This is a genomic window from Caballeronia sp. LZ028, assembly GCF_031451415.1.
GTDB lineage: Bacteria > Pseudomonadota > Gammaproteobacteria > Burkholderiales > Burkholderiaceae > Caballeronia > Caballeronia zhejiangensis.
This window is the reverse complement of the sequence record NZ_JARUXN010000004.1, coordinates 224807-251795: the sequence shown is the minus strand read 5'-3', so window position 1 is coordinate 251795 and position 26989 is coordinate 224807. Positions and strand designations below refer to the sequence as shown.

At 62.9% G+C, this 26989-nt stretch carries 25 protein-coding genes; 13 read left to right on the top strand and 12 right to left on the bottom strand.

Features of this window, described 5'->3' with window-relative positions:
• Positions 1 to 146: 146 nt before the first annotated feature.
• The 4 genes from QCE58_RS23870 to QCE58_RS23855 form a co-directional block, all read right to left on the bottom strand.
• A complete protein-coding gene (locus tag QCE58_RS23870) occupies positions 147 to 896 on the bottom strand; it encodes a hypothetical protein (protein WP_008354364.1) in 750 nt (249 codons plus the stop codon).
• A complete protein-coding gene (locus QCE58_RS23865; protein ID WP_008354362.1) occupies positions 893 to 1804 on the bottom strand; it encodes a substrate-binding domain-containing protein in 912 nt (303 codons plus the stop codon). The genes QCE58_RS23870 and QCE58_RS23865 overlap by 4 nt, the downstream gene beginning before the upstream one ends.
• A 62-nt stretch (positions 1805 to 1866) precedes the next feature.
• Entirely contained in the window at positions 1867 to 2289 is a 423-nt protein-coding gene (locus QCE58_RS23860; protein WP_008354361.1) for a c-type cytochrome, read from the bottom strand.
• A gap of 112 nt (positions 2290 to 2401) precedes the next feature.
• Positions 2402 to 4213 (bottom strand): methanol/ethanol family PQQ-dependent dehydrogenase, encoded by a 1812-nt coding sequence (locus QCE58_RS23855; protein WP_008354360.1) that lies wholly within the window; start codon positions 4211 to 4213, stop codon positions 2402 to 2404.
• Positions 4214 to 4558: 345 nt separating this feature from the next.
• Between QCE58_RS23855 and QCE58_RS23850 the strand changes: the two genes are divergently transcribed.
• From QCE58_RS23850 to QCE58_RS23810, 9 genes are all read left to right on the top strand, one after another.
• Entirely contained in the window at positions 4559 to 4939 is a 381-nt protein-coding gene (locus tag QCE58_RS23850) for a 4a-hydroxytetrahydrobiopterin dehydratase (protein ID WP_008354359.1), read from the top strand.
• A gap of 922 nt (positions 4940 to 5861) precedes the next feature.
• Positions 5862 to 6914 (top strand): beta-ribofuranosylaminobenzene 5'-phosphate synthase family protein, encoded by a 1053-nt coding sequence (locus tag QCE58_RS23845; RefSeq protein ID WP_250521827.1) that lies wholly within the window; start codon positions 5862 to 5864, stop codon positions 6912 to 6914.
• Between the two features lie 49 nt (positions 6915 to 6963).
• On the top strand, positions 6964 to 7893 hold the full coding sequence (locus QCE58_RS23840; RefSeq protein WP_008354357.1) for an NAD(P)-dependent methylenetetrahydromethanopterin dehydrogenase: 930 nt from the start codon (positions 6964 to 6966) through the stop codon (positions 7891 to 7893).
• Positions 7890 to 9065, top strand: coding sequence for an ATP-grasp domain-containing protein (locus QCE58_RS23835; protein WP_250521828.1), 1176 nt, complete (start codon positions 7890 to 7892; stop codon positions 9063 to 9065). The genes QCE58_RS23840 and QCE58_RS23835 overlap by 4 nt, the downstream gene beginning before the upstream one ends.
• A complete protein-coding gene (mch, locus tag QCE58_RS23830; RefSeq protein ID WP_008354354.1) occupies positions 9062 to 10060 on the top strand; it encodes a methenyltetrahydromethanopterin cyclohydrolase in 999 nt (332 codons plus the stop codon). The genes QCE58_RS23835 and mch overlap by 4 nt, the downstream gene beginning before the upstream one ends.
• Complete coding sequence (locus tag QCE58_RS23825; RefSeq protein ID WP_175982839.1) at positions 10057 to 10986, top strand: RimK family alpha-L-glutamate ligase; 930 nt, start codon at positions 10057 to 10059, stop codon at positions 10984 to 10986. The genes mch and QCE58_RS23825 overlap by 4 nt, the downstream gene beginning before the upstream one ends.
• A complete protein-coding gene (locus QCE58_RS23820) occupies positions 10973 to 11830 on the top strand; it encodes a triphosphoribosyl-dephospho-CoA synthase (RefSeq protein WP_250521829.1) in 858 nt (285 codons plus the stop codon). The genes QCE58_RS23825 and QCE58_RS23820 overlap by 14 nt, the downstream gene beginning before the upstream one ends.
• Positions 11831 to 12002: 172 nt before the next feature.
• Positions 12003 to 12512, top strand: a complete 510-nt coding sequence (gene fae, locus QCE58_RS23815; RefSeq protein WP_008354351.1) for a formaldehyde-activating enzyme — start codon at positions 12003 to 12005, stop codon at positions 12510 to 12512.
• A gap of 85 nt (positions 12513 to 12597) precedes the next feature.
• Complete coding sequence (locus tag QCE58_RS23810; protein ID WP_008354350.1) at positions 12598 to 12999, top strand: hypothetical protein; 402 nt, start codon at positions 12598 to 12600, stop codon at positions 12997 to 12999.
• Positions 13000 to 13160: 161 nt separating this feature from the next.
• Here the strand turns inward: QCE58_RS23810 and QCE58_RS23805 are convergent, their stop codons facing one another.
• Positions 13161 to 13652 (bottom strand): dihydroneopterin aldolase, encoded by a 492-nt coding sequence (locus QCE58_RS23805; protein ID WP_075583615.1) that lies wholly within the window; start codon positions 13650 to 13652, stop codon positions 13161 to 13163.
• A 327-nt stretch (positions 13653 to 13979) separates the two neighbouring features.
• Between QCE58_RS23805 and QCE58_RS23800 the strand changes: the two genes are divergently transcribed.
• From QCE58_RS23800 to QCE58_RS23790, 3 genes are read left to right on the top strand one after another with little or no spacing between them, the layout of a single operon-like run.
• Positions 13980 to 16037, top strand: a complete 2058-nt coding sequence (locus QCE58_RS23800) for a sigma-54-dependent Fis family transcriptional regulator (protein WP_250436148.1) — start codon at positions 13980 to 13982, stop codon at positions 16035 to 16037.
• The gene (locus QCE58_RS23795) at positions 16034 to 16633 is read left to right on the top strand and encodes a flavoprotein (protein ID WP_250521830.1); all 600 of its coding nucleotides are present in this window, start codon (positions 16034 to 16036) and stop codon (positions 16631 to 16633) included. Before QCE58_RS23800 ends, QCE58_RS23795 begins: the two co-directional genes overlap by 4 nt.
• Positions 16612 to 18012, top strand: a complete 1401-nt coding sequence (locus QCE58_RS23790) for a DUF6513 domain-containing protein (RefSeq protein ID WP_250521831.1) — start codon at positions 16612 to 16614, stop codon at positions 18010 to 18012. The genes QCE58_RS23795 and QCE58_RS23790 overlap by 22 nt, the downstream gene beginning before the upstream one ends.
• Here QCE58_RS23790 and QCE58_RS23785 read toward each other — a convergent pair.
• A complete protein-coding gene (locus QCE58_RS23785) occupies positions 18009 to 18557 on the bottom strand; it encodes a thioredoxin family protein (protein WP_250521832.1) in 549 nt (182 codons plus the stop codon). The two genes, QCE58_RS23790 and QCE58_RS23785, sit on opposite strands and share 4 nt — an antisense overlap.
• A gap of 192 nt (positions 18558 to 18749) precedes the next feature.
• On the opposite strand from QCE58_RS23785, the gene QCE58_RS23780 reads away from it, so the two are divergent.
• Positions 18750 to 20126 (top strand): galactosyl transferase GMA12/MNN10 domain protein, encoded by a 1377-nt coding sequence (locus tag QCE58_RS23780; RefSeq protein ID WP_250521833.1) that lies wholly within the window; start codon positions 18750 to 18752, stop codon positions 20124 to 20126.
• Positions 20127 to 20290: 164 nt separating this feature from the next.
• Here QCE58_RS23780 and fba read toward each other — a convergent pair whose 3' ends face one another.
• From fba to QCE58_RS23750, 6 genes are read right to left on the bottom strand one after another with little or no spacing between them, the layout of a single operon-like run.
• A complete protein-coding gene (gene fba / locus QCE58_RS23775; protein ID WP_008354342.1) occupies positions 20291 to 21328 on the bottom strand; it encodes a class II fructose-bisphosphate aldolase in 1038 nt (345 codons plus the stop codon).
• Between the two features lie 28 nt (positions 21329 to 21356).
• Positions 21357 to 23399, bottom strand: a complete 2043-nt coding sequence (tkt, locus tag QCE58_RS23770; protein WP_250521834.1) for a transketolase — start codon at positions 23397 to 23399, stop codon at positions 21357 to 21359.
• 35 nt (positions 23400 to 23434) lie between these two features.
• On the bottom strand, positions 23435 to 24307 hold the full coding sequence (locus tag QCE58_RS23765; protein WP_175982833.1) for a phosphoribulokinase: 873 nt from the start codon (positions 24305 to 24307) through the stop codon (positions 23435 to 23437).
• 49 nt (positions 24308 to 24356) lie between these two features.
• Entirely contained in the window at positions 24357 to 25451 is a 1095-nt protein-coding gene (locus QCE58_RS23760; RefSeq protein WP_008354339.1) for a class 1 fructose-bisphosphatase, read from the bottom strand.
• Between the two features lie 16 nt (positions 25452 to 25467).
• Entirely contained in the window at positions 25468 to 26388 is a 921-nt protein-coding gene (cbbX, locus tag QCE58_RS23755; RefSeq protein WP_008354338.1) for a CbbX protein, read from the bottom strand.
• Between the two features lie 15 nt (positions 26389 to 26403).
• Complete coding sequence (locus QCE58_RS23750; RefSeq protein WP_008354337.1) at positions 26404 to 26820, bottom strand: ribulose bisphosphate carboxylase small subunit; 417 nt, start codon at positions 26818 to 26820, stop codon at positions 26404 to 26406.
• Between the last annotated feature and the right edge of the window lie 169 nt (positions 26821 to 26989).

The window sequence follows — 26989 nt, the reverse complement described above, 5'->3', positions numbered from 1 at the left end:
TACCCAAATTGCGTGTGACCGCGGGCCTGAAAAGCTGCTTTCTTTGCTTACTTTCTTTGCAGCAGCAAAGAAAGTGAGTGCCGCCCCGCACAGGGGCAACGCTAATAGACCGCCGCGAAACCGGGATCCGGCGAAAAAGAAAAAAATCACCGACTAGCCCGAGGCGCATTCGAGGGCTTCCCCGGCGCGCCCATATTCCTGAACGTCCCTTGAAAAGCAATCGTCTCCTTCTGCAGCGGATGCGCAAAATCGTTCCCATCACCGGGCACTTCGGTGCGAATCATGAGCAATCGCCCGGGCACGTCATCGGCCATGACGAACGTATAGCGCTTGGCGAGGTACTTGGTGAACCGCTCGGCATTGGGATCGTTCAAATAAGGCTGAATGACGATCTGCTGCGCCTTCGCATGCTTGCCAAGCCCGAGCGCTTCGCTCGACACCGGCGTGATAGCAGGCCCCGCCGCAAGCGCCATCCTCACGCGCTGCTGGAAATAGCGCCGCTGACCGCCCGTCAGTTGCTCCATCTCCGCGATGTCATGCTCCAGAAAATAGATGATTACCGGATTGCAAGGCAAGCCGCCCGGCACGTTGACATTCCCCGTCCGATCGGAAACCTTCGCGTCGTTCTTACTGTTGCCCTGACTCACGACGAGCACGCGCAACGTGTCATTGACCTTCGACGGCGGCCCGGAATAATCCACCGCGTAATCGAGCTCGGTCTGCGCCTCGACACCGGTCATATGCGGCTGCATGAAGAGCAACTGCTCAGCGGGCTTGATATCGACGGACGTCGGCGCCGAAGCCACGGGCGCGTCCGCACACATCGCGACGCGCGGCATCGCACTGCCCAGCGCGATAACCCACGCGCAAAGAGAAGCCGCGTATATCCGCTTCATTGCGCGCTTTCCGGCTGCAACGGCAACAATGGAACCTGATAGCTCGTCAGAATCTGATCGATCTTCGGCTGGTTCGATGCAATCCAGTTATCGACCTTGTCCCGCCACGCCTTTTCGCCATAACGCACGCCCATCGAAATCTCATAGTCGAAGCGAATCGGCTGACCGGCCGGGAACGGCACGAGACGCACCTTGTTATCGGAACGATTCGCGAAATAGCCCGCGATCGGCCCCCATACGAAAGCCGCATCGACGTCGCCCTTCGCCAGATCGCGTTCGATCATCTCGCCGGGAAACGCCTCGGGATCGCCGCTTTGCCCCTGATACGACACAGCCTGAGCGATCAGATCATGGCGAAGCAGCCAGTCCACGGCGGGGCTCTTCACGAAGACGCCGAGCTTCATTTTCTTCAACTGATCCGGCGGCAGATTCATCAGATCCGATGGAGTCTTGATGCTCGCGTATTCGGGCTTGTTCGGAAACACCATCGCGTAAGTGGAATGCAGATACGGACGCGTCGTCGCGGTCAATTCATAACCCTTCGGCACGCCGATGATCAGATCGCATTTGAAGCGCTCCGTCTGCGGCACTTTCTCGCGCAGCGTGTTGCGCACGAATCCCATGCGTTGCGGCCAATACGTATATTCGAGCTTGTAGCCGAAATCGCTCGCCATCTGACTCGCGATCTTGTTCTCGTAACCCTCGCCCTTCTTGTTGGAGAGCGGCATGTTGTTCGGATCGGCGCACACGCGCAGGATACCGTCCGCGCCATCGTTGTTCGGCAGATCGGGCGGCGGAGCGAGCGCACCTTGCGCGAACGCCTGTTGCGCCGAGAACGTCGCGAATGCCGCGCATAACGTGGCTACGAATCGGAACGAAGCGGCGCGGCTTGCATTACGATCAGACATCGACACCTCCGGGTATGAGAGCAATCATCAGACGTCAGCCGCCAATCGGCCATGCAACGTCTTCATTTTGCATCGATTGCCTGCAGATCGCCCGGGTTGATCTTGCCGTCGGAGCGCCCCTTCAGATACGCATAGAGGTTCTCCCAGTTCTTCTGCATCATCTGGCTCGCGCTGAAGTCGGGCATACCCTTGTCCACGCGACCGCCGAATACGGTTCGATGAAACTCATTCTTGTCGAGCGTCTTGAAAGCATCGATCAGCGACGGGCCGACCATCCCTTCCTGCTTCGCCCCGTGACAGCGTTCGCACGCGAGCGCACGCCAGGTCTTCCAGCCCTGCAGCGTGTCGCTGTCTACCTTGTTGCCATCGACGACCTTATACGCGACCGGCTTGATTTGCGCAGGCATCGCAGGCGGCGTCTGTGCAAAGGAAGCGGACGAAGCAGCGAGCGTCATCGTCAGCAGCAAGAGTGATCGGCCTTTCATACGTCTGACTCCTTGAACATGTCTTGTATATGAGGTGCTTCGTGTTGCTGCGGCGCGGCGGCCGTTGCAGCCGCCGCGCATCGCACATCGACTCATTCACATCGAAGAAACATCAACCGCCCGGAATCGCGAACACGAAGAGCGTGCCGCCGAGAGCCGTGTACTTCGCGAGCTCCTTGTAGCCGCCGACCGCGCCCAGGCCTTCCGTCGACTTCTCGAGACCCGCCGCCATGCCGATGCCGGCCCAGCCGCCGATGCCCGAGTACACGCCGATATACTGCTTGCCCTGGTACTGGTACGTGAACACGTTGCCGATGACGCCCGATGGCGTCTTGAACTTCCACAGCTCCTTGCCGTCCTTGATGCGCACTGCCTTGATGTAGCCTTCGAGCGTGCCGTAGAACACGACGCCGCCTGCGGTCGCGAGCGCGCCGGACCACACCGAGAACTTCTCCGGCTTGGACCACACGATCTTGCCCTTCGAGGCATCCCACGCGATGAAGTTACCCATCGCGCCTTTCTCGTTCGGGCCCGGATACATCGAGAGCGTCGCGCCGACGAACGGCTGACCCGACACGTAATCGACCTGGAACGGCTCGTAGTCCATGCAGACGTGATTCGTCGGCACGAGGAAGAGCTTGGAGCCAGGATCGAATGCGGCCGGCTGCTGATCCTTCGAGCCGAGCGCTGCGGGGCAGATGTTCTTCACGTTGTGATCGGGACCGGCCTTCTGCGTCGAGTAGCTCGCATTGCGAATCGGCAGGCCGCTCTTCAGATCGACGCTATCGGCCCAGTTCACCGCCGGGTCGTACTTCTGCGCGACGAGCAGTTCGCCCGTCTGGCGATTCAGCGTATAGCCGAAGCCATTGCGGTCGAAGTGAACGATCGCCGGCACGGTCTTGCCGCCGATGTTCAGGTCCGAGAGGATCATCTCGTTGACGCCGTCATAGTCCCACTCGTCGTGAGGCGTCATCTGATAGACCCACTTCGCCTGGCCCGTGTTGAGATCGCGCGCGAAGATCGTCATCGACCACTTGTTGTCGCCCGGACGCTGCGTCGGGTTCCATGTGCCCGGATTGCCCGAGCCGTAGTAGATGAGATTCAGCTTCGGATCCCATGCGTACCAGCCCCATGTCGTGCCGCCGCCGTACTTCCACTGGTCGCCCTGCCAGCTCTTGAGCGACGAGTCGGCACCGACCGGCGTCATCTTGCCGTCGGTCCAGGTCATGGTCGCCTGCGGGTCCATCAGCATTTCGTTGTCGGGACCGGTGCTGTAGGCCTTCCAGACTTCCTTGCCGTCCTTGATGTTGTACGCGACGATACGGCCGCGCACGCCGAACTCACCACCCGAGATGCCGGTCAGGACCTTGTCGCCGAAAACGTGCGGCGCGTTGGTGTTGGTTTCGCCCTTCTTCGGATCGCCGTTGGTCGCGGTCCATACGACGTCGCCGGTTTTTGCGTCGAGCGCGACGAGCTTGGTGTCGGCTTGCTGGAGGAAGATCTTGCCGTCGCCATATGCAAGGCCACGGTTGACCGTATCGCAGCACATCACCGATATGACCTGATTGTCCTGCTTCGGCTGGTATTGCCAGATGAAGGTCTGATCCTTCAGGTTGATGGCGATAACCTTGTTGGGGAATGGCGAGTGGATATACATCGTGTCGCCGATGACGAGCGGCGAGCCTTCATGACCGCGCAGCACACCAGTCGACATGGTCCAGGCAACCTGTAGCTTGCCGACGTTGTTTTCGTTGATTTGCTTGAGCGTGCTATAGCGGTGATTCGAGTAATCGCCCGCTTGCGCCGCCCAGTTCGAGGGATTCTTGATCAGGCTGTCGAGCTGCGAGTCGGCCTGAGCGACATAAGAATTCAGGCCTGCCGTCGCTGCCACCGCCAGTCCAAGAACCAGGGTGCGTAAGTTCATGTCTCCTCCAGAATGGTGATGCCTCCGACCCAGGGATGACCACGCTACCGGGTTGCATCGTGCGCGCCTTCAAATGCAGGTAACGAGTTGCGCTTCGTCCAGTACATGGCCGGACGTTTGCGTAGAGAGGCCAATTGCATATTCCATGCCGGTTTAACTTCTGTTGCTTTAAATCGGGAATTCGACGGGTGATGCTGTCGTTAGTGGACGAATTCCTGTCGGGTGGCGACACATACTGTGTCAAATACGCGAACAGTCATGCGGCGCGTGTGACATGACGCGATGCAGCATGTTTTGTTTGGCGCATACTGGGTCTTGCGTCGATAACTTTGCGGAGGCTTCGCCATGGCTCAAGCCGAGAAGGTCTATTCCGATGAGGAGATCAAGCAGCGTCTGACCGGTGTGCTCAAGCACTGGTATGTCGAGGATGGGTGGCTCAGGCGCAAGTTCAAGACCGAAAGCTGGAAGGGGACGCTCATGGTCGTGAATACGGTGGGGCATCTTGCCGAAGCGGCCTGGCATCATCCGGATCTCACGGTTTCTTATGCGTTCGTCATCGTCAAGCTCAAGACGCATTCCGCTAAAGGCATCACGGATAAGGACTTTGCTCTTGCTTCGAAGATCGAAGAGGTCATTCAATGGCAGCCCGGGAAGGAGGATGGGCCGCTCGAGGGCACTCCCTCGGATGATCAGCGCTTCCGCTATATCAAGTATGACGAGGGTTGAGGTTTTGTTTTTGTTTTTGCTTTTGCTTTCGGTTCCGCTTTTGATTTCGCTTTCGCTTTCGCCGGATCCCGTATTCGTGTCGGTCTATTAGCACTGCCCCTGTGCGGGGCGGCACTCACTTTCTTTGCTGCTGCAAAGAAAGTAAGCAAAGAAAGCAGCTTCCGATACGCCCGCGGTCACACGCAATTTGGGTAGTCCTCTCGTCGTTCGTGGGCTGCCTAAAGAGTGCCCTCATAGGCCCCATCGGGCTTGGCTCGCGCACGGTCTGCCACATCGCACCACACAATAAACGGGCTCAGCACCAAATAGCTCCGGCCCGCTTCGCGGCCGACCGGTCTATCGGGTCGGCGCGTGCTTCGCTACTAACATCTTTATCGCACTGCGCGCGCAAACCGATGGTTTCCCTTGCAGACCCAGCGGCAGCGCGTAGCGCTGTGCCGACGCCATTTCGTGCTGAACCAGCGCCCCCGAAGTTATTGGGCGGCGGACCGTGCGCGAGCCAAGCGCCGTTATTGTGATGAGGGCACTCTTTAGGCGAGTGCCACCGGGGACGAGAGTACTACCCAAATTGCGTGTGACCGCGGGCCTGAAAAGCTGCTTTCTTTGCCTACTTTCTTTGCAGCAGCAAAGAAAGTAGGTGCCGCCCCGCACAGGGGCAACGCTAATAGACCGACGCGAAACCGGGATCCGGCGACTACAGCAAAGAAAGTGAGTGCCGCCCCGCACAGGGGCAACGCTAATAGACCGACGCGAAACCGGGATCCGGCGACTACAGCAAGGAAAGCGAGTGCCGCCCCGCACAGGGGGCAACGCTAATAGACCGACAGACCACGGAATCCGGCGAAACAAAAAAACTGGTACAGGATTTGCCTAACCCCAAAGCCCCAAAAAAATCCCGCCAAGAAAAAGGAAGCCCATCCCGATGCCGACTCAACCAGCACGCATCTCGCCGCCCACGGCGATCACAGTCGAATCGCCTGCGCGCCTGCATCTTGGCTTCATCGATCCGAATGGCTCGCTGGGCCGCGTCTTCGGCAGCGTGGGTCTTGCGATCGACGCGCACGGCACGCGCATAACGGCGAGGCAAGCACCAGCATCCAGACGCGATGCGCACATCGAAGGCGCAACCACCGAAGCACAACGCGAACGCATCGAACACCACGTCGAGCAACTGGAAGCAGCACTGGGCAAAGGCCCAACGATCGACATCGAGGTACACGAAACCTCGCGCGCCCACACGGGCTTAGGCTCCGGCACGCAGCTGGCCTTGGCCCTGGGAACCGCCTACGCCCGCGTACGAGGCCACGAAGCCACCACCGCCGATATCGCCACAATCCTCGCGCGAGGCGCGCGCTCCGGCATCGGCATACACGGCTTCGATCACGGCGGCCTGATCGTCGACGGCGGCCGCGACGCGCGCAATACCCGCCACACCTCCACGACGAAACTGCCGCCGCTCATCGCCCGCCAGCCATTCCCGGACGCATGGCGCGTCCTGCTCATCGACGACACCTCGCGCGAAGGCCTCCACGGCGACGAAGAGAAACGCGGCCTCGCATCGCTCGCACCCTTCCCCGCATCGCTCGCCGCGCACCTTTCGCATCTCGTGCTGATGCGCGTCCTGCCCGCCGTCGCGGAACACGATTTCGACACCTACGCCGACGCCATCTGCGACCTGCAACACACCATCGGCGAATACTTCGCGCCCGTTCAAGGCGGCGTGTTCGCGAGCCCCGCCGTCGCGCGCGCGCTCGAAGCCGTCGCCGCGGAGCAGAAAGCGGGCATCGGACAGACATCGTGGGGGCCGGTCGGCTTCGCGTTCGTCGCGAGCGCGCAGGACGCCGAACGCGCGCTCGCCGCCGCGCAGCGCGTCTCGCAAGGCGCACCGCTCGCGTTCACGATCGCCGCCGGACGCAATCGCGGCGCGACGTGGCGTGCGGCGGGTCATCGTCATCACGGCGCGGACGCGGCCTGAGCACGGAACGCACATCGAACCATCCACCACGCCCAACGAGTCCATCGCCATGCCCGAAGCCACCGAAAGACCCTACGTCCTGCACATGTTCACCAGCACGCCGCAAATGAGTCCGTTCGATGTGAACATGGCCGCCGACGCGGGCTATCAGATCCTCGTGCCCTACTGCAATGTCGATGAAGACATCGTCGTGCAGCTCACGCAGGACGCGATCTTCTCGCGCGGGCCAAAAGGCGTGTCGCGCACGGGCATCTTCATCGGCGGACGCGACGTGATGCTCGCCGCCGACATGCTCGAAAAAGCCCGCAACGCGATGGTCCCGCCGTTCGAAGTCTCCGTCTTCGCCGATCCGAGCGGCGCGTACACGACCGCCGCCGCGCTCGTCGCGCTCGCGGAAAAGCATCTGCGCGCCGCGCATTCCGTCGATCTCGGCGGCAAGCGCGTGCTCATTCTCGGCGGCACCGGCGCGGTCGGACGCGTGGCCGCGGCGATGGCCGCATCGCTCGGCGCGGATGTCGTCGTCGCGAGCCATTCGAGCCAGTCGCGCGCGACGCAAGTAAGCGACGAAATCAATCGCCGCTTCGATATCGCGACTTCGGGCGTCGCGACCGGCTCGCCCGATCAGTTGCATCGCGAACTCGCGCGCGCCGAAGTCGTGTTCGCGACGGCGGTCGCGGGCGTACAGGTGATGACATCCGCCGATCTCGCCCACGCAAAAAACCTGCTGATCGCCGCCGATGTGAACGCCGTGCCGCCCGAAGGCATCGCCGGCGTCAACGTGATGGACGACGGCAAGCCGCTCGCGGGCGCCGCGCGCGCGGACGCGGTCGGCATCGGCGCGCTCGCGATCGGCAACGTCAAATATCAGGCGGAGCATCGGCTGTTTTTGCGCATGCGCACCGGCGGCAAGCCCGTTTATCTCGGCTTTCCCGAAGCATTCGACGAAGCCCGCGCGATCGTCGCGGGACAAAGCTCATGATCGCAGGCGAGCTATCGCGCGCACCGCGCATCGCCGTCGCGGGTTTGTCGGCGCGGCTTCTGGCGCAATCGGCGGCGCGCGCGGGACTGAACGTCGTCGCGCTCGATATCTTCGGCGATCGCGACACGCGCGAGCACGCGGGCATGTGGTTCGATATTGGCGGCAAGGGTCTGTCGATCGATCGCGCGCGTCTCTTCGATGCGCTCGAACACGCCGCGCGCCTGCCGCGCATGCTCGGTCTCATCGTGACGAGCGGACTGGAGCCGCTCGCGGGCGAACTGAGCCGCGCGCCGCACATGCCGCGCTTCATCGGCAACGGCGCGCAGGCGGCGGCGGTGCGCGATCCGCGCCGCTTCTTCGCGCTGCTCGACGAAGCGCACATCGCGCATCCGGAAGTGCGCTACACGCCGCCCGCCGATCGCAGCGGCTGGCTCGTCAAACGTTCGGACGGCTGCGGCGGCACGCATATCGAATGGGCCGATGATGTCGGGCGCGCGCCCGCCGGCGCGTATTTTCAGGGGCTCGCGCCGGGCCGTTCGATGTCCGCGCTTTTCGTCGCCGCGCATCGCGAGGCGGCGGTCATCGGCTTCGCGGAGCAACTGACGGTCGCGGCGGGACGTCTGCCCTTCGTGCACGCGGGCTCGCTCGGGCCGGTGCGATTGTCCGCGCGCATCGCGGCGCGCATCGTCGAAGCGATTGATCGAATCGTCTGGCAAACGGATCTGACGGGGCTGAACAGCATCGACTTTCTGCTCGACGGCGACACGTTCAGCGTGCTCGAAATCAACACGCGCCCGTCATCGACGATGGCGCTCTATGAAGCCGCCTGGCCCGACGCCTGGCCGCGCGGTTTGATCGGCGCGCATCTGGATGCGTGTCTGCACGGCGAGCTGCCGCACGCGCCGGATACCGCCGCTCGCACCCCGCCGCTCCATGCGGGGCAGCGCGTCGTGTTCGCGCACGAAGGCTTCACGGCGTCGCCCGCGTTCAGCGACGCATGTTTCGACGATCCAGCGTGTCACGACGTGCCGCTCGTCGGCGCGCGCATCGAAGCGGGCCAGCCGGTCTGCACGATGACCGCGTCCGCGCCCGCGTTCTCCGATCTGCGCGACGCGCTGGATCGCGAGCATGCGCGCCTTTTGCAACGCATCGAACTCTTATCGAGACCATGACTTCAACTTTCCAGGCGGATTCGGCGGTGAGCGTCAACGCATCGAGCGAGCGGCTCGTCGCGCGTCTCATCGACGATGCCGCGCGTCTTCACGTCGACGTCACGCGCACCGATGGCGGCACCGTCATCGTCGATGCGGGCGTGGACGCCAAAGGCAGCGCCGACGCGGGCATCCTGATCGCGCGCATCTGCATGGGCGGGCTCGGGCGGGTCGCGCGGCGCAGCGCGTTCGATGACGCACCGCTTTGGCCGAGCTTCATCGAAGTGCATACGAGCAACCCGGTGCTCGCGTGCCTCGCGAGTCAGTACGCGGGTTGGAGCCTTTCCGCGACCAAGGAGCAAACGGGCGGCAAGAAATTTTTCTCGCTCGGCTCGGGGCCGGCGCGCGCGCTCGCGTGCAAGGAACCGCTCTTCGACGAACTGGGCTATCGCGACCGCCACGATCGCGGTGCGCTCGTGATGGAAGTGGACCGGCTGCCGCCGCAAGTTGTCATCGACAAAGTGCTCAACGATTGCGGCCTCGCGCCGGACAAGCTCGTCATCGCCGTGACGCCGACACAGTCTGTTGCGGGCACGGTGCAGGTCGTCGCGCGTGTCGTGGAAGTCGCGCTGCACAAGACGCATGTGCTGGGCGTCGATCTCGCGGAGATCGTCGAAGGCAGCGGCAGCGCGCCGCTTCCGCCGCCCGCGCCCGACGGCATCCAGGCGATGGGCCGCACCAACGACGCGATCCTCTACGGCGGCCGCGTGCATCTGACGGTCAAAAGCGATGCGGTCGCGAAGCGGCTCGCCGCCGAATTGCCGTCGTCGAATGCGCGCGATTACGGGCGTCCGTTCGCGGAGATCTTCACGTCGTTCAACTACGACTTCTATCAGATCGATCCGGCGCTCTTCGCGCCCGCCGAAGCGTGGGTGTCGAGTCTCGAAAGCGGCGCGACGTATCACGGCGGCAAGGTCGACAAGCCTTTGCTCGACGCGCAATGGAGCGCGTCATGAGCTTGCGCGTCGCCATCATGACCGATGAGACAGGCTGGCACACCGGCCGCCTGAAGAAAGCATTCCGCGCGCGCGATGTCGAAGCGCGTTGCGTCGATCTCGCGGATTGCCGCATCGACACGACATGGAAACCGCACGGTCTCGCGATTCCCGGCTTCGGCCACACGCTGCCCGACGCGGTGTTCGTGCGCGGCATCGCGGGCGGCACGTTCGAGCAGGTGACGTTGCGGCTCGGCATCCTGCATGCGCTGCGCGAGAGCGGCGTGCCCGTCTATAACGATGCGCGCGCGATCGAGCGCAGCGTCGACAAGTCGATGACGAGCTTTCTGCTCAACCGATACGGCGTGCCGACGCCCGCGACGTGGGCAAGCGAATCGCCGTCGCATGCGCAGCGCGTGCTGATGCGCGAGGCGGCGGCGGGCCGGCAAGTCGTGATGAAGCCGCTTTTCGGTTCGCAGGGCAAAGGGCTGAAGAAGCCCGGCGTGACGCTGCCGTCGCTGGAACCCTTCAGTCAGGTCGCGTATCTGCAGCGTTATGTCGATGCGGGTGCGCCTGGCTTCGACTGGCGCGTGCTCGTTATCGGCGGCAAGGCGGTCGCGGCGATGAAGCGCGTCGGCGGCGAAGACTGGATCCACAACTTCGCGCGCGGCGCGAAATGCGAGCCTGCCGAAATCACGCCCGCGCTCGCAGACATCTCCGTGCGCGCGACACAGGCGCTCGGTCTCGACTACGCGGGCGTCGATCTGATTCCGGCGGAAGGCGGACGGCCGGTCGTGCTCGAAGTGAACGGCGTCGCGGCGTGGCGCGGTTTGCAATCGGTGACGCCGCGCGATATCGCGGCGCTGCTCGTCGACGATTTTCTCGATCGCAAGCTGGCCGCATCGAAAGGCCCGCTTGCGCTCGCCAGCGGCGATGAGCGCGTCTGACGCCGCGCGCACCGCGTTTCTGCGCGCGTGCCGGCTCGATGTCGAGACCAGGAAGCCCGGCAACGTGAGCGTCGCGAGCGCGGGGCACAACATGACATCGGCGCAATTCATCGCGAGCGCGGGCACGGCGGCGGCGGGACTTTTCACGCCGCGCGCACGCGTGGGCGCGCGCATTCTCGACGCCGTGCGGCGGACTTTCGACGCGGTCGGCTGCAACACGAATCTGGGCATCGTGCTGCTCGCCGCGCCTTTGTGCGCCGCGCTCGAACGTTTCGATGGCGACGCTCCGATCGATCCATCGCGCTGGCGCGCGGCGACCGAGCGCGTGCTCGCGGAACTGGACGTCGACGATGCGCGCCTCGCGTATCGCGCGATCGCGCTGGCGAATCCGGGCGGCCTCGGCGACGCGCCCGAGCAGCCCGTGCATGCGCCGCCGACCGTGACCTTGCGCGCGGCGATGTCGCTCGCGGCGGATCGCGACAGCATTGCGCGTCAGTATGAGAACGGTTTCGCCGATATCTTCGGCGCGGGCCTCGATGCGGTGGGCGCCGTGTCGTCGGCGACGGAGCATCGCGCGATGCTGGAAGCGTTCCTGACGTTTCTTTCCGGCTGGCCCGATTCGCACATTGTGCGCAAGCAGGGCGCGGCGATGGCGCAAAGTGTCACGCGCGATGCGGCGATGCATCGCGCGAACTGGCACGCGGCGGGTTGTCCCGCGGAGTCGCCCGCGCTCGATCGATGGGATGCCGAACTGAAGGCGCGCGGCATCAATCCCGGCACGAGCGCGGACCTCGCGGTGGCGGCGCTTTTCGTCGCGTTGACGACGTCAACGGCGAATGCATGAAGTCTGCCCGCGCGGACCGGAAATTGGCACGGAACATGTTAGGAAGTTCGCGGTTGAGCGGTCGCATCGGCAATCCGGTGGGACCGCGAGCCTTGCGCGGCTAAAGAGGTGCCCGTCGCGAGTCGAGAGCAAGTCGCTAGTCCCTAGAACCACACATCACTGGAGGAACAGCATGGCCAAGATCAACCGCGTCCTGGTAGGAGAGTCGCTCGTCGGCGATGGCAACGAGGTGGCACACATCGACTTGATCATCGGACCGCGAGGTTCCGCTGCCGAGACCGCGTTCTGCAACGCGCTCACGAACAACAAGGACGGCTTCACGTCGCTGCTCGCCGTGGTTGCGCCGAATCTGCTGACCAAGCCGAACACGATTCTCTTCAACAAGGTGACGATCAAGGGCGCGAAGCAGGCCGTGCAGATGTTCGGCCCGGCGCAGCGCGCGGTGGCGATGGCTGTCGCCGACAGCGTGGAAGGCGGCGTCATTCCCGCCGACGAAGCCGACGACCTGTTCATTTGCGTCGGCGTGTTCATTCACTGGGAAGCGGACAACGACCAGAAGATTCACGACTTCAACTATCAGGCGACGAAGGAAGCGATTGCGCGCGCGGTGGCGGGCGAGCCATCGGCCCAAGATGTAGTATCGAAGAAGGGAACGATGTCGCATCCGTTCTCGCCGAGCTGATCTGTTGTTTGGGGCCGGTGCGTGTGGGTCTTTTGCGTGCCGGCTGTTTTGGCGTTGTTCGTTTCATAACCACGAGGCTCTTCGCATGACCCCACGTTGCTGCGCGTTGTCGGTGCTTCTTTGCCTCTCGCTGATCTCGCCGCTTTCGTTCGCCGCGACAGGCGCGGGTGGCGGGCCGCCGCCGGCGAAGACGCACGATTATCCGACCGAAGGGCGCGTGGAATACGTGCTCGGATGCATGGACGATAACGGGCACGATTTCGCCAACGTGTACAAGTGCTCGTGTGCGATCGACAAGATCGCCAAGGTGCTTACTTATGACGATTACGTCGAGCAATCTACGTTTTCTAAGTACGCTACGTTGGGTGGGGAAGGTGGGGCAGAGTTTCGCGTGGATCGCGCGAAGGCTCAAACCAAAAAGTATCGGGAATTGCAGAGGGATGCTTATAAGGCTTGTGGGATTCAGCAGAAGGCTGCTGCCAAGTGAAGTTCTTTTTGCTTGCGGTTTTCTCTCGCGCTCTTGATTTCGCCGGATCCCGTGATCGTGTCGGTCTATTAGCACAGGGGCAACGCTAATAGACCGACGCGAAACCGGGATCCGGCGAAAACCAAAGCCAAAAACCAAAAGCGAAAAAAACCAAAAACCCATCACCCCGGCACATACCCCCGCCCGATCCAAGCAAGGCTAACAGAACCGCCGCCCCGCACATCGACGCTACGTCGTCGCTCAATCACAACACCTACAGCATCGACATCATCGAACTTGGCTGGCTTGGCCAGCGTAACCCTTACCCAATGCGCACCGAAATCCGCGATAAGCATTTGCGCGATGCGCTCCGCCAGCGCCTCCAGCAACTGCAATCCATGCGACGCAAGCAGCCCGTGAACCGCCTCCCGCACTGCCGCATAGTTGACCGTGTCCTCGATCCGATCCGTCACGCAGGCGCGCAACGACGGCACTCCGATCGCGAGGCTCATCCGCACCGGCTGCGGATCATGCAGCTCGCTCTTGTCGATGCCGATAACCGTCTGCCCCGTCAGTCCCTCGATATAAACGATGTCCATTGCAGCATGCGATAGGGACGCATCAGGTTGCGGCGCAACATACGCAGCTTCGCGGATCGGTTCGAATCGGCCCATATGTTCATCACCGCGCGAATGCGGCCCTTTATAGAAAAGAGACCCGGCGCCAATCGCCGAATCCATCCGCGAATGGCAAGCAAAAAGCGGGCGCGTTCGCATCACTCTATGCGACTACTTATTGAACCTACGCGCCTAAGGATGTACAGTTTTTGAGAACCGGTCGTTCGGGTCCGCAGACAGCACCTGAAATCTCCCGATCATCCGGCCACGAGGCGCGCCTTCAGGCACGATTGGCCGCAGCGCCAGCGTAAAACACAACAGATTCGGCGTCGAACGGCCGCGCGAAACGCGCACCGGAATGCGGCGCAACGGAGACTTGCCCCCATGTCGTCACTTGCTGACGTAGACACGCATGTCCGGGAAGTGCTGAACATCGTCAATAATCCGCTGGCCGCGCGCCGCGCCAGCGATTCGGTCGCGCAATCGTGGCTGCGATGCCTCACGGAATTCAGGCTCGATCCAGGCCGCTTCGTCATGCCGCCCGTGCTCGCGCAGCACGAACTCAACGAGCGTCGCGAAGCCGCGAGCGATCTCATCGCGTGCTCGAAGCTCGAAATGACGACGCTCTATCAGCAACTCGCCGATCCTGAACTCGCCGTCGTGCTCGTCGATGCCGATGGCGTCATCGTGCATCAGGTGTCGTCGGTGCCGTTCGGCGAAGCCGTCGCCGCCGACGGCCTGCGCGTCGGCGCGATGTGGAGCGAGCGCGAAGCCGGTACCAACGGCATGGGCACGTGCCTCATCGAGCGCGACTGCATCGCCGTTTGTCAGCACGAGCATTTCTATCCACGCTATACATCGCTCACGTGCTCCGCCGCGCCGATCTTCGATGAACGCGGCACCGTCGTCGGCGTGCTCGATGTCACGAGCCGCTCGAAGCTGTTGCAGCAGCATTCGCTCGTGCTCGTCGGCATGTCGCGGCAGATGATCGAAAATCGTCTGATCGATGCGCGCTACCGGCACGCGAACATGATCCACTTTCATAGCCGGCCCGAGTTCGTCGGCACTCTGCATGCGGGCAAGCTCGCCGTCAGCGACGACGGCGTCGTGCTCGCCGCAAGCCGCAGCGCCCTCTTCCAGCTCGATCTGCGCTCGCCCGCCGAGCTGTGCGGCAAGCGCATCGAGGAAGCGTTCAATGCGTCGCTCGAAGACATGATCGCGCGCAGCATTCGCGGCTCGTTCCATCCGGTGACGGTCTACAGCGCGAAGGCGAACAGCCGCTTCTTCCTCACTGCGCAGACGTCGCGCGAAGGCGCGAAGGGCGCAACGCGCATCCTGATGAACGATCCGGCATCGCGCGATCTGTCCGCGCCCGGCGCGCGCGCCAAAGCGTCGAAGAAGGACGCGCGCGAGCCGGCATCGGCGGGCCGCCTCGACAAGCTCGCGCATCTGGAGTTCGGCGATCCGCGCATGGCCTCGCAGATTCAACTCGCGGCGCGCGTGATCCAGCGGAAGATCCCGATCATCCTGCGCGGCCAGACAGGCACCGGCAAGGAAGTCTTCGCCAATGCGCTGCACAGCATCAGCCCTAACGGAACCGGTGCGTTCGTCGCGGTGAATTGCGCATCGCTGCCGGAGAATCTGATCGAAAGCGAACTGTTCGGATATCGCGCCGGTGCGTTCACCGGCGCGCAGCGTGAAGGCCGTCGCGGCAAGATCGTGCAGGCGAACGGCGGCACCCTTTTCCTCGATGAAATCGGCGACATGCCGCTCGCGTTGCAAGCGCGTCTTCTGCGCGTGCTCGAAGAACACGAGGTCACGCCGCTCGGCGCGGAAACGACGGTGAAGGTGGACTTTCAGCTCATCAGCGCGAGCCACCGCAATCTCGTCGAGCTCGTGCAAACGGGCATGTTCCGCGAGGACCTGTATTACCGGCTGAACGGTATCGAGATCAATCTGCCGCCGCTGCGCGAACGCGCCGATGCGCTCGCGCTCATCGGCCATATTCTCGAGACCGAAGCCGAAGAACCGCCCGCGCTTTCCGCCGAAGCGAAGCAGGCGCTCTTGAACTATCCGTGGCCGGGCAATATCCGCCAGTTGCGGCATGTGCTGCAGATGGCGATCGCACTCTGCGACGGCCCCGAGATTCGCTGCGCGCATCTGCCGCCAGAGATCGCGAACGGCGTCGCGCCGGTCACGCAAACCGCCGCACGCACGCCGATAACCGCAGCGCCGCATCTCGCCGACGATGCCGATACGTCGTCGCTCAACGCGATCCAGGTCAAGGAGCGCGAGACCGTGCTTCAGTTGCTCGACGAGCATCGCTGGAACGTGAGCAATGTCGCGAAGGTGCTCGGCATCAGCCGCAATACGCTGTATCGGAAGATGCATCGTCTGCATATCCGGCTGTCGCACGATACGCCGGGCGCATCCGACGCATGACGCAACCCACGCCCGCCCGCCGGCTCGACGAGTTCAAGCCCGACGCGCGCTTTGCGTGGTGCGTGACGGGCTCGGGCCATATGCTCGAAGAATCGATCGCGCTCGCACGGCAGCTTCCGGGCGTCGATCTGTTTCTCTCGTCTGCCGGCGAGGAAGTGCTGCCGCTCTACGGCTGGACTGTCGCGAAACTGCGCGAGCACTTCAAGGTGTTGCGCGACAACAGCGCGAGCAGCGTGCCCGTCGGCATGATCTATAACGGCGAATATCACACGGTCGTGATCGCGCCCGCGACGAGCAACACCGTCGCCAAATGCGCGTTCGGCATCTCCGACACCCTGCCCACCAATCTCTATGCGCAAGCCGGCAAGCAATGCGTGCCGGGCATCGTGTTCGCATGCGATACCGCGCCCTCCGTCATCACGCAGGCCCCGCACGAATGGGTCGAAGTGAGGCCGCGCGCGATCGAGTTCGAGAACGTCGAGCGGCTCGCGCGCTTCGCGCATACCACGGTGGCCCGCTCGCTCGACGATCTCAAAGCCGCGCTCGATCAACGCCTGGCGGACCTGAAGCTCGCATGGAACACATCGTCTTCCTGACGGGACGGCTCGCGGAGCCGAGCCTTCGGCAAGTGCTCGAAAGCATCGCGCCTGTGGCCGCAGGATCGCCGTTCACATGGGAAGTGCGCGAGATCGGCCTTCAGGTCGCGGGCCTGATGACCGCCGACATGATCCGCCGGCGCGTCGCGACGCCCTTGGGCGAAGGCACGACTCGCATGATCGTGCCCGGCCGATGCCGCGGCGATCTCGACGCCCTCACCGCGCATTACGGCGTGAAGGTCGAGCGCGGTCCCGAAGAGGTGAAGGACTTGCCGCAATTCTTCGGACGCGAGGCGCGGCATGTCGATCTGTCGCGCTACGAGACGGAGATATTCGCGGAGATCGTCGATGCGCCGCGTCTCGATCTCGACGGCATCGCGGCGCGCGCGCGCGAATACAAGCGGCAAGGCGCGGATGTAATCGATATCGGCTGTCTGCCGGAAACGCCGTTTGCTCATCTCGAGGACGCGGTCGCGATGCTTAAAGAGCAAGGCTATCGCGTGAGCGTCGATTCGATGCGTGAAGAGGAACTCGTGCGCGGCGGGCGCGCGGGCGCGGACTATGTGATGAGCCTCAACGTCGATACGCTATGGATAACTGATGAAATTGCTTCGACGCCGATACTCGTGCCGCGCGAGCCCGCGGACGTCGCATCGCTCGATGCCGCAATCGATGCGATGACGAGGCGCGGCCGCGCCTTTCTCGCCGATCCGATTCTCGATCCGATTCCGTTCGGGCTCGCGGCGTCCATCGCGCGTTACGTGTCGTTGCGCGAGCGTCATCCCGAAGTGCCGATCATGATGGGCGTCGGCAATGTGACCGAGCTGACCGAGGCCGACACGAGCGGCATCAACGCAGTGTTGTTCGGCATGGCGGCGGAATTGCGCATCGCCGCCGTGCTGACGACGTCGGTCAGCCTGCACGCGCGCCGCGCCGTTCGCGAAGCCGATGTCGCGCGTCGCGTGATGCACGCCGCGCGCGAAACGCAGACGCTGCCCAAAGGCATATCCGCCGATCTGTCCGCGCTGCACGCAAAGCGGCCGTTTCCGTACGATGCCCAAGAGATCGCCGCATTCGCCGCCGCCGTGCGCGATCCGAATTTTCGCGTGCAAGTATCGGCGGACGGCATACATGTCTATAACCGCGACGGGCATCACGTCGCCGTCGATCCGTTCGCGCTCTATCCCGCGCTGAAGATCGAAAACGATGGCGGGCACGCGTTCTACCTCGGCGTGCAGCTCGCGCGCGCGGAAATCGCGTGGCAGCTGGGCAAGCGCTTCGATCAGGATGAGCAACTCGATTGGGGATGCGAAGTCGATCGGCCCGATGAAGACCTGATGGCGTGGCATGCGCCCGGCAGCACAAAAAAGACAAGCTAAGGCTTCCATTTGATCGAGCAGCCGAGCGCGGGATATTGCGCTTCGGGCGCTTCGCCGTTTATTGCTACTGCGCGCATCGCTTCGAAGAGATCGCGGCGCGCATCGGGCAAAGCCTGCTTGCGCGACGCATCGATTCGGCCGCGATATTTCAGGCGCAATTCGCGGTCGAAGCCGAAGCACTCCGGCGTGCAGACCGCGCCATACGCGCGCGCGATTTCCTGCGTTTCGTCGCGCAGATACGGAAACGGCAGGTTCCATTCTTCGGCGACCGCGATCATGCGATCGAAGGCGTCGTCGGTGTAGACGGCCGCATCGTTCGAATTGATGCCTGCCACGTTGACGCCGATTTCATGCAACGCGCGCGCATCGCGGATCAGGTTCGGCATCGCGGCCTTCACGTAGGGACAGTGATTGCACATGAAGACGATCACGAGGCCGTTCTCACCCTTCAGAGAATGAGGTGTGTGCATGCTGCCGTCGGTCGCGGGGAGCACGAAACGGGATGCGATCGCGCCGAGTTCGGCAGTCGGTGATTCGGTAGGCATGATGACATCGCTCCAAAAAGGTTGCTCGAACTATTCAATGGTTGACTGCAAATAGCCTAAAATGCGGTTCCGCTAACAACATGAACTACAGCGTAATCCTTAGTTTTTTGTACTTCGCATCCGCCGTTGAACATTTCTCCACGCCTTTAAGCCTTCGCGCAGCTCTCCTTTCAACGGAGCGGCGCCGCCATCATGCAAGTCATCAGTCTTTTTCTTCACCCCTCCCGCGCAGCGCTCGACAATCATCGACACTATGCCGCCTTGCATGGGTATCGCCATATCGTCATCGACGCGGCAGACATCTATCGGAACGCGCCGGCGCAATGGCTCTTCAAGTACGAGTCGCTGCTCTCCGAAATGCACCGCGCCGAAGAGGGCGAGATCGTTTTGTTGCTGAGCGAGAACGCTGCGATCGTCGAGCCGGTGCCGCTCGACTTCGTGCTCGGCGAACGCGACTGGCTGCTCACCCGTATCAAGGACGTGCGGCCTCAACCCGATGTTCAAATCTGGCGCAACACGGCTCGGGTGCGCGCCGAGCTGCTGAAAGTCGTGAATCGCTGCCGGTTCGGATCGCCTATACCGCCAATCGAAACCGACCTGCTCGATGCCTTCGATGCATGCACGTTTCCTCGCGTTTGCGGTAACGCGCGGAATCCGATCTACGCGGTGCTCGCCGCCAGTGGCCCCCTCATGCCCGTATGGCCGCGTTTTCGCGTATTCGCGCTCGCTATCGCCGAAGAGCACGCCGATCTCTCGCGAACATGCGTGCATCCCCGGCTGCGGGAAGCGCTCATCGAGCATCTCAATGCACATCGCAACAACCATGCGCGTGCGTTCGAGGACGGCGCATCCGATGAAAGCACGATGACGGCCATGAGCACCTGCAATCCCGGACGGCCCGTGTCGATCACGACCGTCTACACGCCAGAGGCAGCGATCTACGGACGCATCGCAGAAGCGAACCTGCGTGAGTATTGCGAACGTCATGGCTATACCTTGTACGTGCATCGCGAGGTTCCGCGCCGCATCGCCGAACGCCTGCCGATGCGCGGCAATTGGGTCAAGCCTTTCCTGCTGCGCGAAAACCTCCCGCATCACGAATGGGCTTTCTGGCTCGACGCCGACACGCTCGTCAACGATCTCGACCGGCCACTCGAGTCTTTCTGCAGCAGCCGCGATCTCGTTCTTGCGCGCGATGTCGGCACCTGGATTTTCAATTCAGGCGTGATGGGCTTTCGCCGCACGCCTGCGAATGCCGCGCTACTCGATCGGGTCATCGCAAGCGTCGAGAACGTCGATGACAAGCAAAGTCTCCTATCGGGCGGCGGGGATCAATGGCATTTCAATTGCGCGGTCTCGGAGCAGGCATCGTTGGGCAGCGAAGACATATGCAGCCTCGTTGACATCAACACGCCGTGGGGCTTTCGTGTGCCGTCGAGCTTTCTCGTTCACTATCACGGCATGTCGCCGCAGATGCGGGCGCTGCTCATGTCGTACGATCTTCGATTGCGCAGGGCCGAGATGGAACATGCGGGGATGGCTGTCGGTGATTCGGTAGGCATGAAATAGGTCCCAATTGTTTCGATTGGCGGTTTGGCATATTGGTGGGGCGATTGCACTCGGATAGCATCGAAGTTCTCCTTAACTATCCGAGGACACGAGTATATTTTCAGTGTCGAAGAAGCGCAGAAGGATCTGCCTAAAGCCGCCCGTCTTACCGAGCGGCGCTCCTCTCAGTGATACCGCTTCGCCATCGCCTCGAGTCCCATCGGCCTGATGCGATCCGCGTGTCCCGCGCAGCCGAACGCCTCGAACCGCTCGACGCATAAATCCCGCGCCGCCGCCGTCGCCGCCTTCAGCGCATGCCTCGGATCGAACTCCGACTTCGCCGACGCCATCGCGCGCCGCATCGCGCCGGTCATCGCGAGCCGGATATCCGTATCGATGTTCACCTTGCGCACGCCGTTCGCGATGCCGCGCCGAATTTCATCGACGGGCACGCCGAACGTCGCCGGTATCTCGCCGCCATGCTCGCGGATGATCGCGAGCCATTCCTGCGGCACTGACGACGAACCGTGCATCACGAGATGCGTATCCGGAATGCGCGCGTGAATCTCGGCGATGCGGTCGATCGCGAGAATATCGCCGGTTGGCTGGCGGCTGAACTTGTAAGCGCCGTGCGACGTGCCGATGGCGATCGCGAGCGCATCGATGCCCGTCGCCTCGACGAACGCGCGCGCTTCGTCGGGATCGGTCAGCAGGCGATCGTGACTCAGCGCGCCTTGTGCGCCGACGCCGTCCTCGTCGCCGGCGCGCCCCGTCTCCAGCGATCCGAGACAACCCAGCTCGCCCTCCACCGACACGCCCACCGAATGCGCCGCCTCGACGACGCGCCGGCTCACGTCCACGTTGTAGTCGTATTCCGCGGGCGTTTTCTGATCGGGCATGAGCGAGCCGTCCATCATCACGGAGGTGAAGCCCGAACGAATCGCCTGCTGGCAAACCGACGGGCTCGCGCCGTGATCCTGATGCAGCACCACCGGAATATCCGGATGCGCCTCGACCGCCGCCAACACCAGATGCCGCAGATACGGCTCGCCCGCATACTTGCGCGCGCCCGCCGACGCCTGCAGGATGACCGGGCTTCTCGTCGCCTCGGCCGCCTGCATGATCGCGTGGACCTGCTCCATGTTGTTGACGTTGAACGCGGGCACGCCGTAACCGTGCTCCGCCGCGTGATCCAGCAACTGCCTCAATGCGATGAAAGCCATCGTGATGTCTCCATGCAAAACGCGAAAATCATGCGGCCACGCGGCGCGCTTCGTCGACGAGCGCATCGGTCGTCACGCCGAAGTGCGCGAACAGTTCGCTGGCGGGCGCCGATTCACCGAAGCGATCGATGCCGATCACGCCGCCATTCAGCCCGACGTACTGCCGCCAGAACGCCGTGACGCCCGCTTCGATCGCGAGACGCGGCACGCCTTCGGGCAGCACGCGTTCGCGCCACGCGTTGCACTGGCGATCGAACACGGTCGTCGAAGGCATCGACACGACGCGCGCGAGAATGCCCTCTTTCTTCAGCGGCTCGACGGCGGCGAGCGCAAGCGCCACTTCCGAGCCGGTCGCGATCAACACGACGCGGCGCGCATCGCGCTCGCAAGTCGAAGGCCAGTCGGCGAGCACGTAGCCGCCGCGCTCGATGCCGTCGATCTGCGCTTCGTCGCGCGGCACGAACGGCAAATTCTGCCGCGACAACAGCAGACACGAAGGCCGGTCGCGCTCGATCGCGCCGATCCACGCCTGCATCGTCTCGACCGTATCGCACGGACGCCACACGTCGAGGCCCGGAATCATGCGCAGCGTCGCGGCGTGTTCGATCGGCTGATGCGTCGGGCCATCCTCGCCGAGTCCGATGGAATCGTGCGTGAAAACGAACACCGTTCGCGTCTTCATCAGCGCGGCCATGCGCAGCGCATTGCGCGAATAGTCGGAGAACGTCAGAAACGTGCCGCCGAACGGCAGATACCCGCGATGCAGCGCAACGCCGTTCAGCACCGCGCTCATGCCGAACTCGCGCACGCCGAAGTGGATGTAGTTGCCCTTCTCCGGCGCGGCGCTTACATCGACCGCGTCCTTCCAGCGCGTGAGATTCGAGCCGGTCAGGTCGGCCGAACCGCCGAGCAGTTCGGGCAACGCGCGCGCCAGTCCTTCGATCGCGAGTTGCGACGCCTTGCGGGTCGCGATGCTCTGTCGCGCGCGATCCGCATCGCGCACGAGCGTATGCGCCGTGTCGCGCCAGTTCGCGGGCAACGCGCCGCGCACGCGCCGCTCGAATTCGGCGGCCTCGCCCGGAAACACGCGGCGATACGCACCGAAGCGACGATTCCAGTCGTCCTGTGCCGCCGCGCCCGCCTCGCGCGCGTCCCACAGCGCGCGTATCGGCGATGGGATCTCGAACGGCGGATGCATCCAGCCAAGCGCGTGCCGCGTCGCTTCCACTTCGTCGGCGGGAAGCGGCGCGCCGTGCACATCGTGCGTGCCGGCCATCTTCGGCGCGCCGAGGCCGATCACCGTCTTGCAGCAGATCAGCGTCGGCCGGTCCGACTCGCGCGCGAGCTGCAACGCATGCGATACGTCGTCGACATCGTGGCCGTCCACCGCGCGCACGACATGCCAGCCGTACGATTCGAAGCGCCTCGGCGTATCGTCGGTGAACCAGCCGTCGACGTGGCCATCGATGGAAATGCCGTTGTCGTCGTAAAGCACGGTGAGCTTGTTCAGCCGCAACGTGCCCGCAAGCGACGCCGCTTCGTGCGACACGCCTTCCATCAGACAGCCATCGCCCGCGAAAACATACGTGCGATGGTCGACGATCTCATGCCCCGGCCGATTGAACTCGCGCGCGAGCAACGCTTCGGCAAGCGCCATGCCGACTGCGTTCGTCAGCCCTTGCCCGAGCGGTCCGGTCGTCGTTTCGACGCCGGGCGTCACGCCGAATTCCGGATGTCCGGGCGTCTTGCTGCCAATCTGCCGGAAGCGCTTGATCTCGTCGATGGACAAGTCATAGCCGCTCAGATGCAGCAACGCATAGAGCAGCATCGAGCCGTGCCCGTTCGACAGCACGAAGCGGTCGCGATCGGGCCAGTCGGGATTGGCGGGATTATGTTTCAGATGACTTCCCCATAACGCGACCGCGATCTCCGCCATGCCCATCGGCATGCCGGGATGACCGGAGTTGGCCTGGCTCACGGCATCGACGGCGAGCATGCGCAACGCGTTCGCCATCTGCCGCGTGTCGGGTGAGCGATGAAGTCGGGGCAATGCTTCAGCGACGGCATTCATGTGATGCCTCCTTGGATGCGATGATGAGAAACCTTTCATGCGCGCGCGCGCCGGTCGCGTAGCTGCAGGATCATCGGCGTGAAGATGAGCTGCATCGCGAGACCCATCTTGCCGCCGGGCACGACGATCACATTCGGCCGCGACATGAACGAGTCGTGCAGCATCGTCAACAGATACGGAAAGTCGATGCCCTTCGGCTTCGCGAAGCGGATCACGACGAAGCTCTCGTCGGGCTGCGGAATCTCGCGCGACGTGAACGGGTTCGACGTATCCACGGTCGGCACGCGCTGGAAATTCACATGCGTGCGCGAGAATTGCGGGCAGATGTAGTTCACGTAATCGGGCATGCGGCGCAGGATCGTATCGACGACGGCTTCATGCGAGTAACCGCGCATCGTCTGATCGCGATGCAGCTTCTGAATCCATTCGAGATTGATGATCGGCACCACGCCGACGAGCAAGTCCGCATGACGCGCGATATCGACCTTGTCGGTGACGGCTGCGCCATGCAGGCCTTCATAGAACATCATGTCCGTGCCAGGCGTGACGTCTTCCCATGGCGTGAAGGTGCCGGCTTCCTGCTTGTAATGCACGGCTTCGCCTTCATCGTGCACGTAGTGGCGAAACTTGCCGCCGCCGGTTTCGCCGTAGGTATCGAACAGCGTTTCGAGTTCAAGCAGCAGATTCGCTTCCGGCCCGAAGTGGCTGAAGTTGACGAGACCGTCGCGTTCGCTCTGCTTCATCGCTTCGCGCATGCCGAGGCGATCGTATCGATGGAACGCATCGCCTTCGACGATCTGCGCGTTGATTTTTTCGCGCCTGAAGATATGCGTGAAGCTCTTCATGACGGTGGTGGTGCCGGCGCCGCTCGAACCGGTCACTGCAACGATCGGATGTTTGACTGACATGCGCTTGTCTCCCTGAATGTAATCGATGAGCGCCGTTTCAGATGCGGGATCAGGCTTCCGTTTCCGGCAGGAACAGCGAGCGCTCCTTGAACAAGGGCGACGTGAACGGCTTGTCCTCGCCGCGATCGTATTCGCCGTGATAGCGCTGAATGCGGTCGACTTCGTTGCGTGAGCCGAGTATCACGGGCACGCGTTGATGCAGCGCTTTCGGCTCGACATCGAGAATGCGTTCGCGCCCGGTGATCGACAGCCCGCCCGCCTGCTCGACGAGAAAGCTCATCGGGCTGGCTTCATACAGGAGACGCAGGCGGCCTTCCATCGCTGGCGTCTTGAAGTCGCGCGGATACATGAACACGCCGCCGCGCATGAGGATGCGATGCACTTCCGCGACCATCGATGCGATCCAGCGCATGTTGAAGTCCTGCGCGCGGCATCCGGTGCGGCCGTCCTTGCATTCCTGCACGTAGCGGCGCACGGGGGGTTCCCAGAAGCGCTCGTTCGATGCGTTGATCGCGAACTCGCACGAATCCTCGGGAATGCGAATATCGGAATGCGTGAGCACGAAGTTGCCGACATCGCGTTCGAGCGTGAAGCCGTGCGTGCCATTGCCGACGGAGAGCACGAGCATCGTCGACGGGCCGTAGATCGCATAGCCTGCCGCAACCTGCTCGCGGCCCGGACGCAGAAACGCTGCGTCGTTGGGCGCGTCGCTTTCGTCGCTCGCGCGCCTCAACACCGAGAAGATCGATCCGACTACGCCGTTGATATCGATGTTGGACGAGCCATCGAGCGGATCGAACGCGAGCAGATACTCGCCGCGCGGATACGGCTCGGGAATCGCGTAGACGTCGTCCATTTCTTCCGACACCATGCCCGCGAGCAGACCGTCCCATTCGCAATGCTGCAGGAAGATATCGTTGGTCACGAGGTCGAGCTTCTTTTGTTCCTCGCCATGCGTATTGATCGATTGTGCCGAGCCGTGCTGTCCGCTCAACGCGCCGCGCGTCAATGCGGCCGCGATCGTCTTGATCGATGCGGCCACGTCGATCAACAGCGCGGAGAGTCCGCTCGCCGCCTCGGGTCCGGGCTTGCGGTCGAGCGTGTCGATCAGGAACTTCGATAAGGTCGTGCGTCCATCCTGCATCGCGTTCTCCTTCGAGTTATGAATCGGTGAACACGCGGCTCGCGCGGATATCGCTGGCGTCGAGTTGCATCAGCGCGTTGGCATCGGCGACACCGTTGCCGCTTTCGGCCGCGGCGAACAGCCGGTTCGCCTGACGCAGTCGCGCGCGATCCAGCGCATTGCGCACCGAACGCGCGTTGGCGAAGTTCGGCTGTCTGATGCGATGCGCGAGATAGTCTTCGAAGGCGCATCGGGCGGCGTCGTCGAAGCGGTAGTGCATGTCGCTCAGCATGTGCTCGGCGATTTGCAGAAGCTCGCCGGGCGCGTAGTCCGGAAATACGAGGTGATGCGCGATGCGCGAACGAAAGCCCGGGTTGCTATGAAAGAACGTCTCCATGCGCGACTCGTATCCCGCGAGGATCACGACGAGGTCGTCGCGCTGGTTCTCCATCGTTTGCAGCAGGATTTCAATGGCTTCCTGTCCGTAGTCGCGTTCGTTTTCCGGGCGATACAGGTAATAGGCCTCGTCGATGAAGAGCACGCCGCCCATCGCACGCTTGAGCACTTCGCGCGTTTTGGGCGCGGTATGGCCGATGTACTGGCCGACGAGATCGTCGCGTGTCACCGAGACGAGATGATTGCGGCGGATATAGCCCAGGCGATGCAGCACTTGCGCCATGCGCAGCGCAACCGTGGTCTTGCCGGTTCCGGGATTGCCCGAGAAGCACATGTGCAGCGTGGGCGCACCCGATGCGATACCGAGTGTCTCGCGGGCGCGCTCCACGAGCAGATGGGCGGCGATCTCGCGGATGCGCGTCTTGACCGGCGCGAGGCCGATGAGATCGCGGTCCAGTTCCGCCAGTACTTCGCCGATGCGCGATTCGCGATAGAGCGCCATCAGGTCGGCGTGCATCGCTTTCGCTTGCGGCGCTTCTTCGAGCGTGGCTTCGGCGTTCATGGTCGGTGTTCCTCATCAATAACGCTCGCCGCTCGGGCGATCGGTTGCGTAGGTGCGGATCGCATAGCGCTGGATGCGGCTTCTGTCGTCCTGGCGTTCGAGTCGGAAGCCTCGTTCTTCCGCTGGGCGATTCACCATGAACGAGAGGCGCATCGTTTCGAATCCGCGGACGGAGTCGAAGGCGTTTACTTTGATGTAGTGGTTCGGATACGTCTTGCGGCATTCGTTCACTTCCATCAGCACGCCGGCGGCATCGTGGAGGTCGAACATGGGGAGGCCCCACATTTCCCAATACGTATTCCTTGGATGGGGATCGTCGGTGTATTCCACCGAGCAGGCCCAGCCTTGCTCTAACGCGTAATTGATCTGTGCGGATATTTCTTCGTCGGTTAATGGTGGCAGGAAGGAGAATGTTCCTTGGGTGATGTTCATTTCGGGTTCCTTATGTTTGGAGATTCGGCTTCTTCTATGAAATCCTGTGTTCGCGGAGGTCTATTAGCGTTGCCCCTGTGCGGGGCGGCACTCACTTTCTTTGCTGCTGCAAAGAAAGTAAGCAAAGAAAGCAGCTCCCGATACGCCCGCGGTCACACGCAATTTGGGT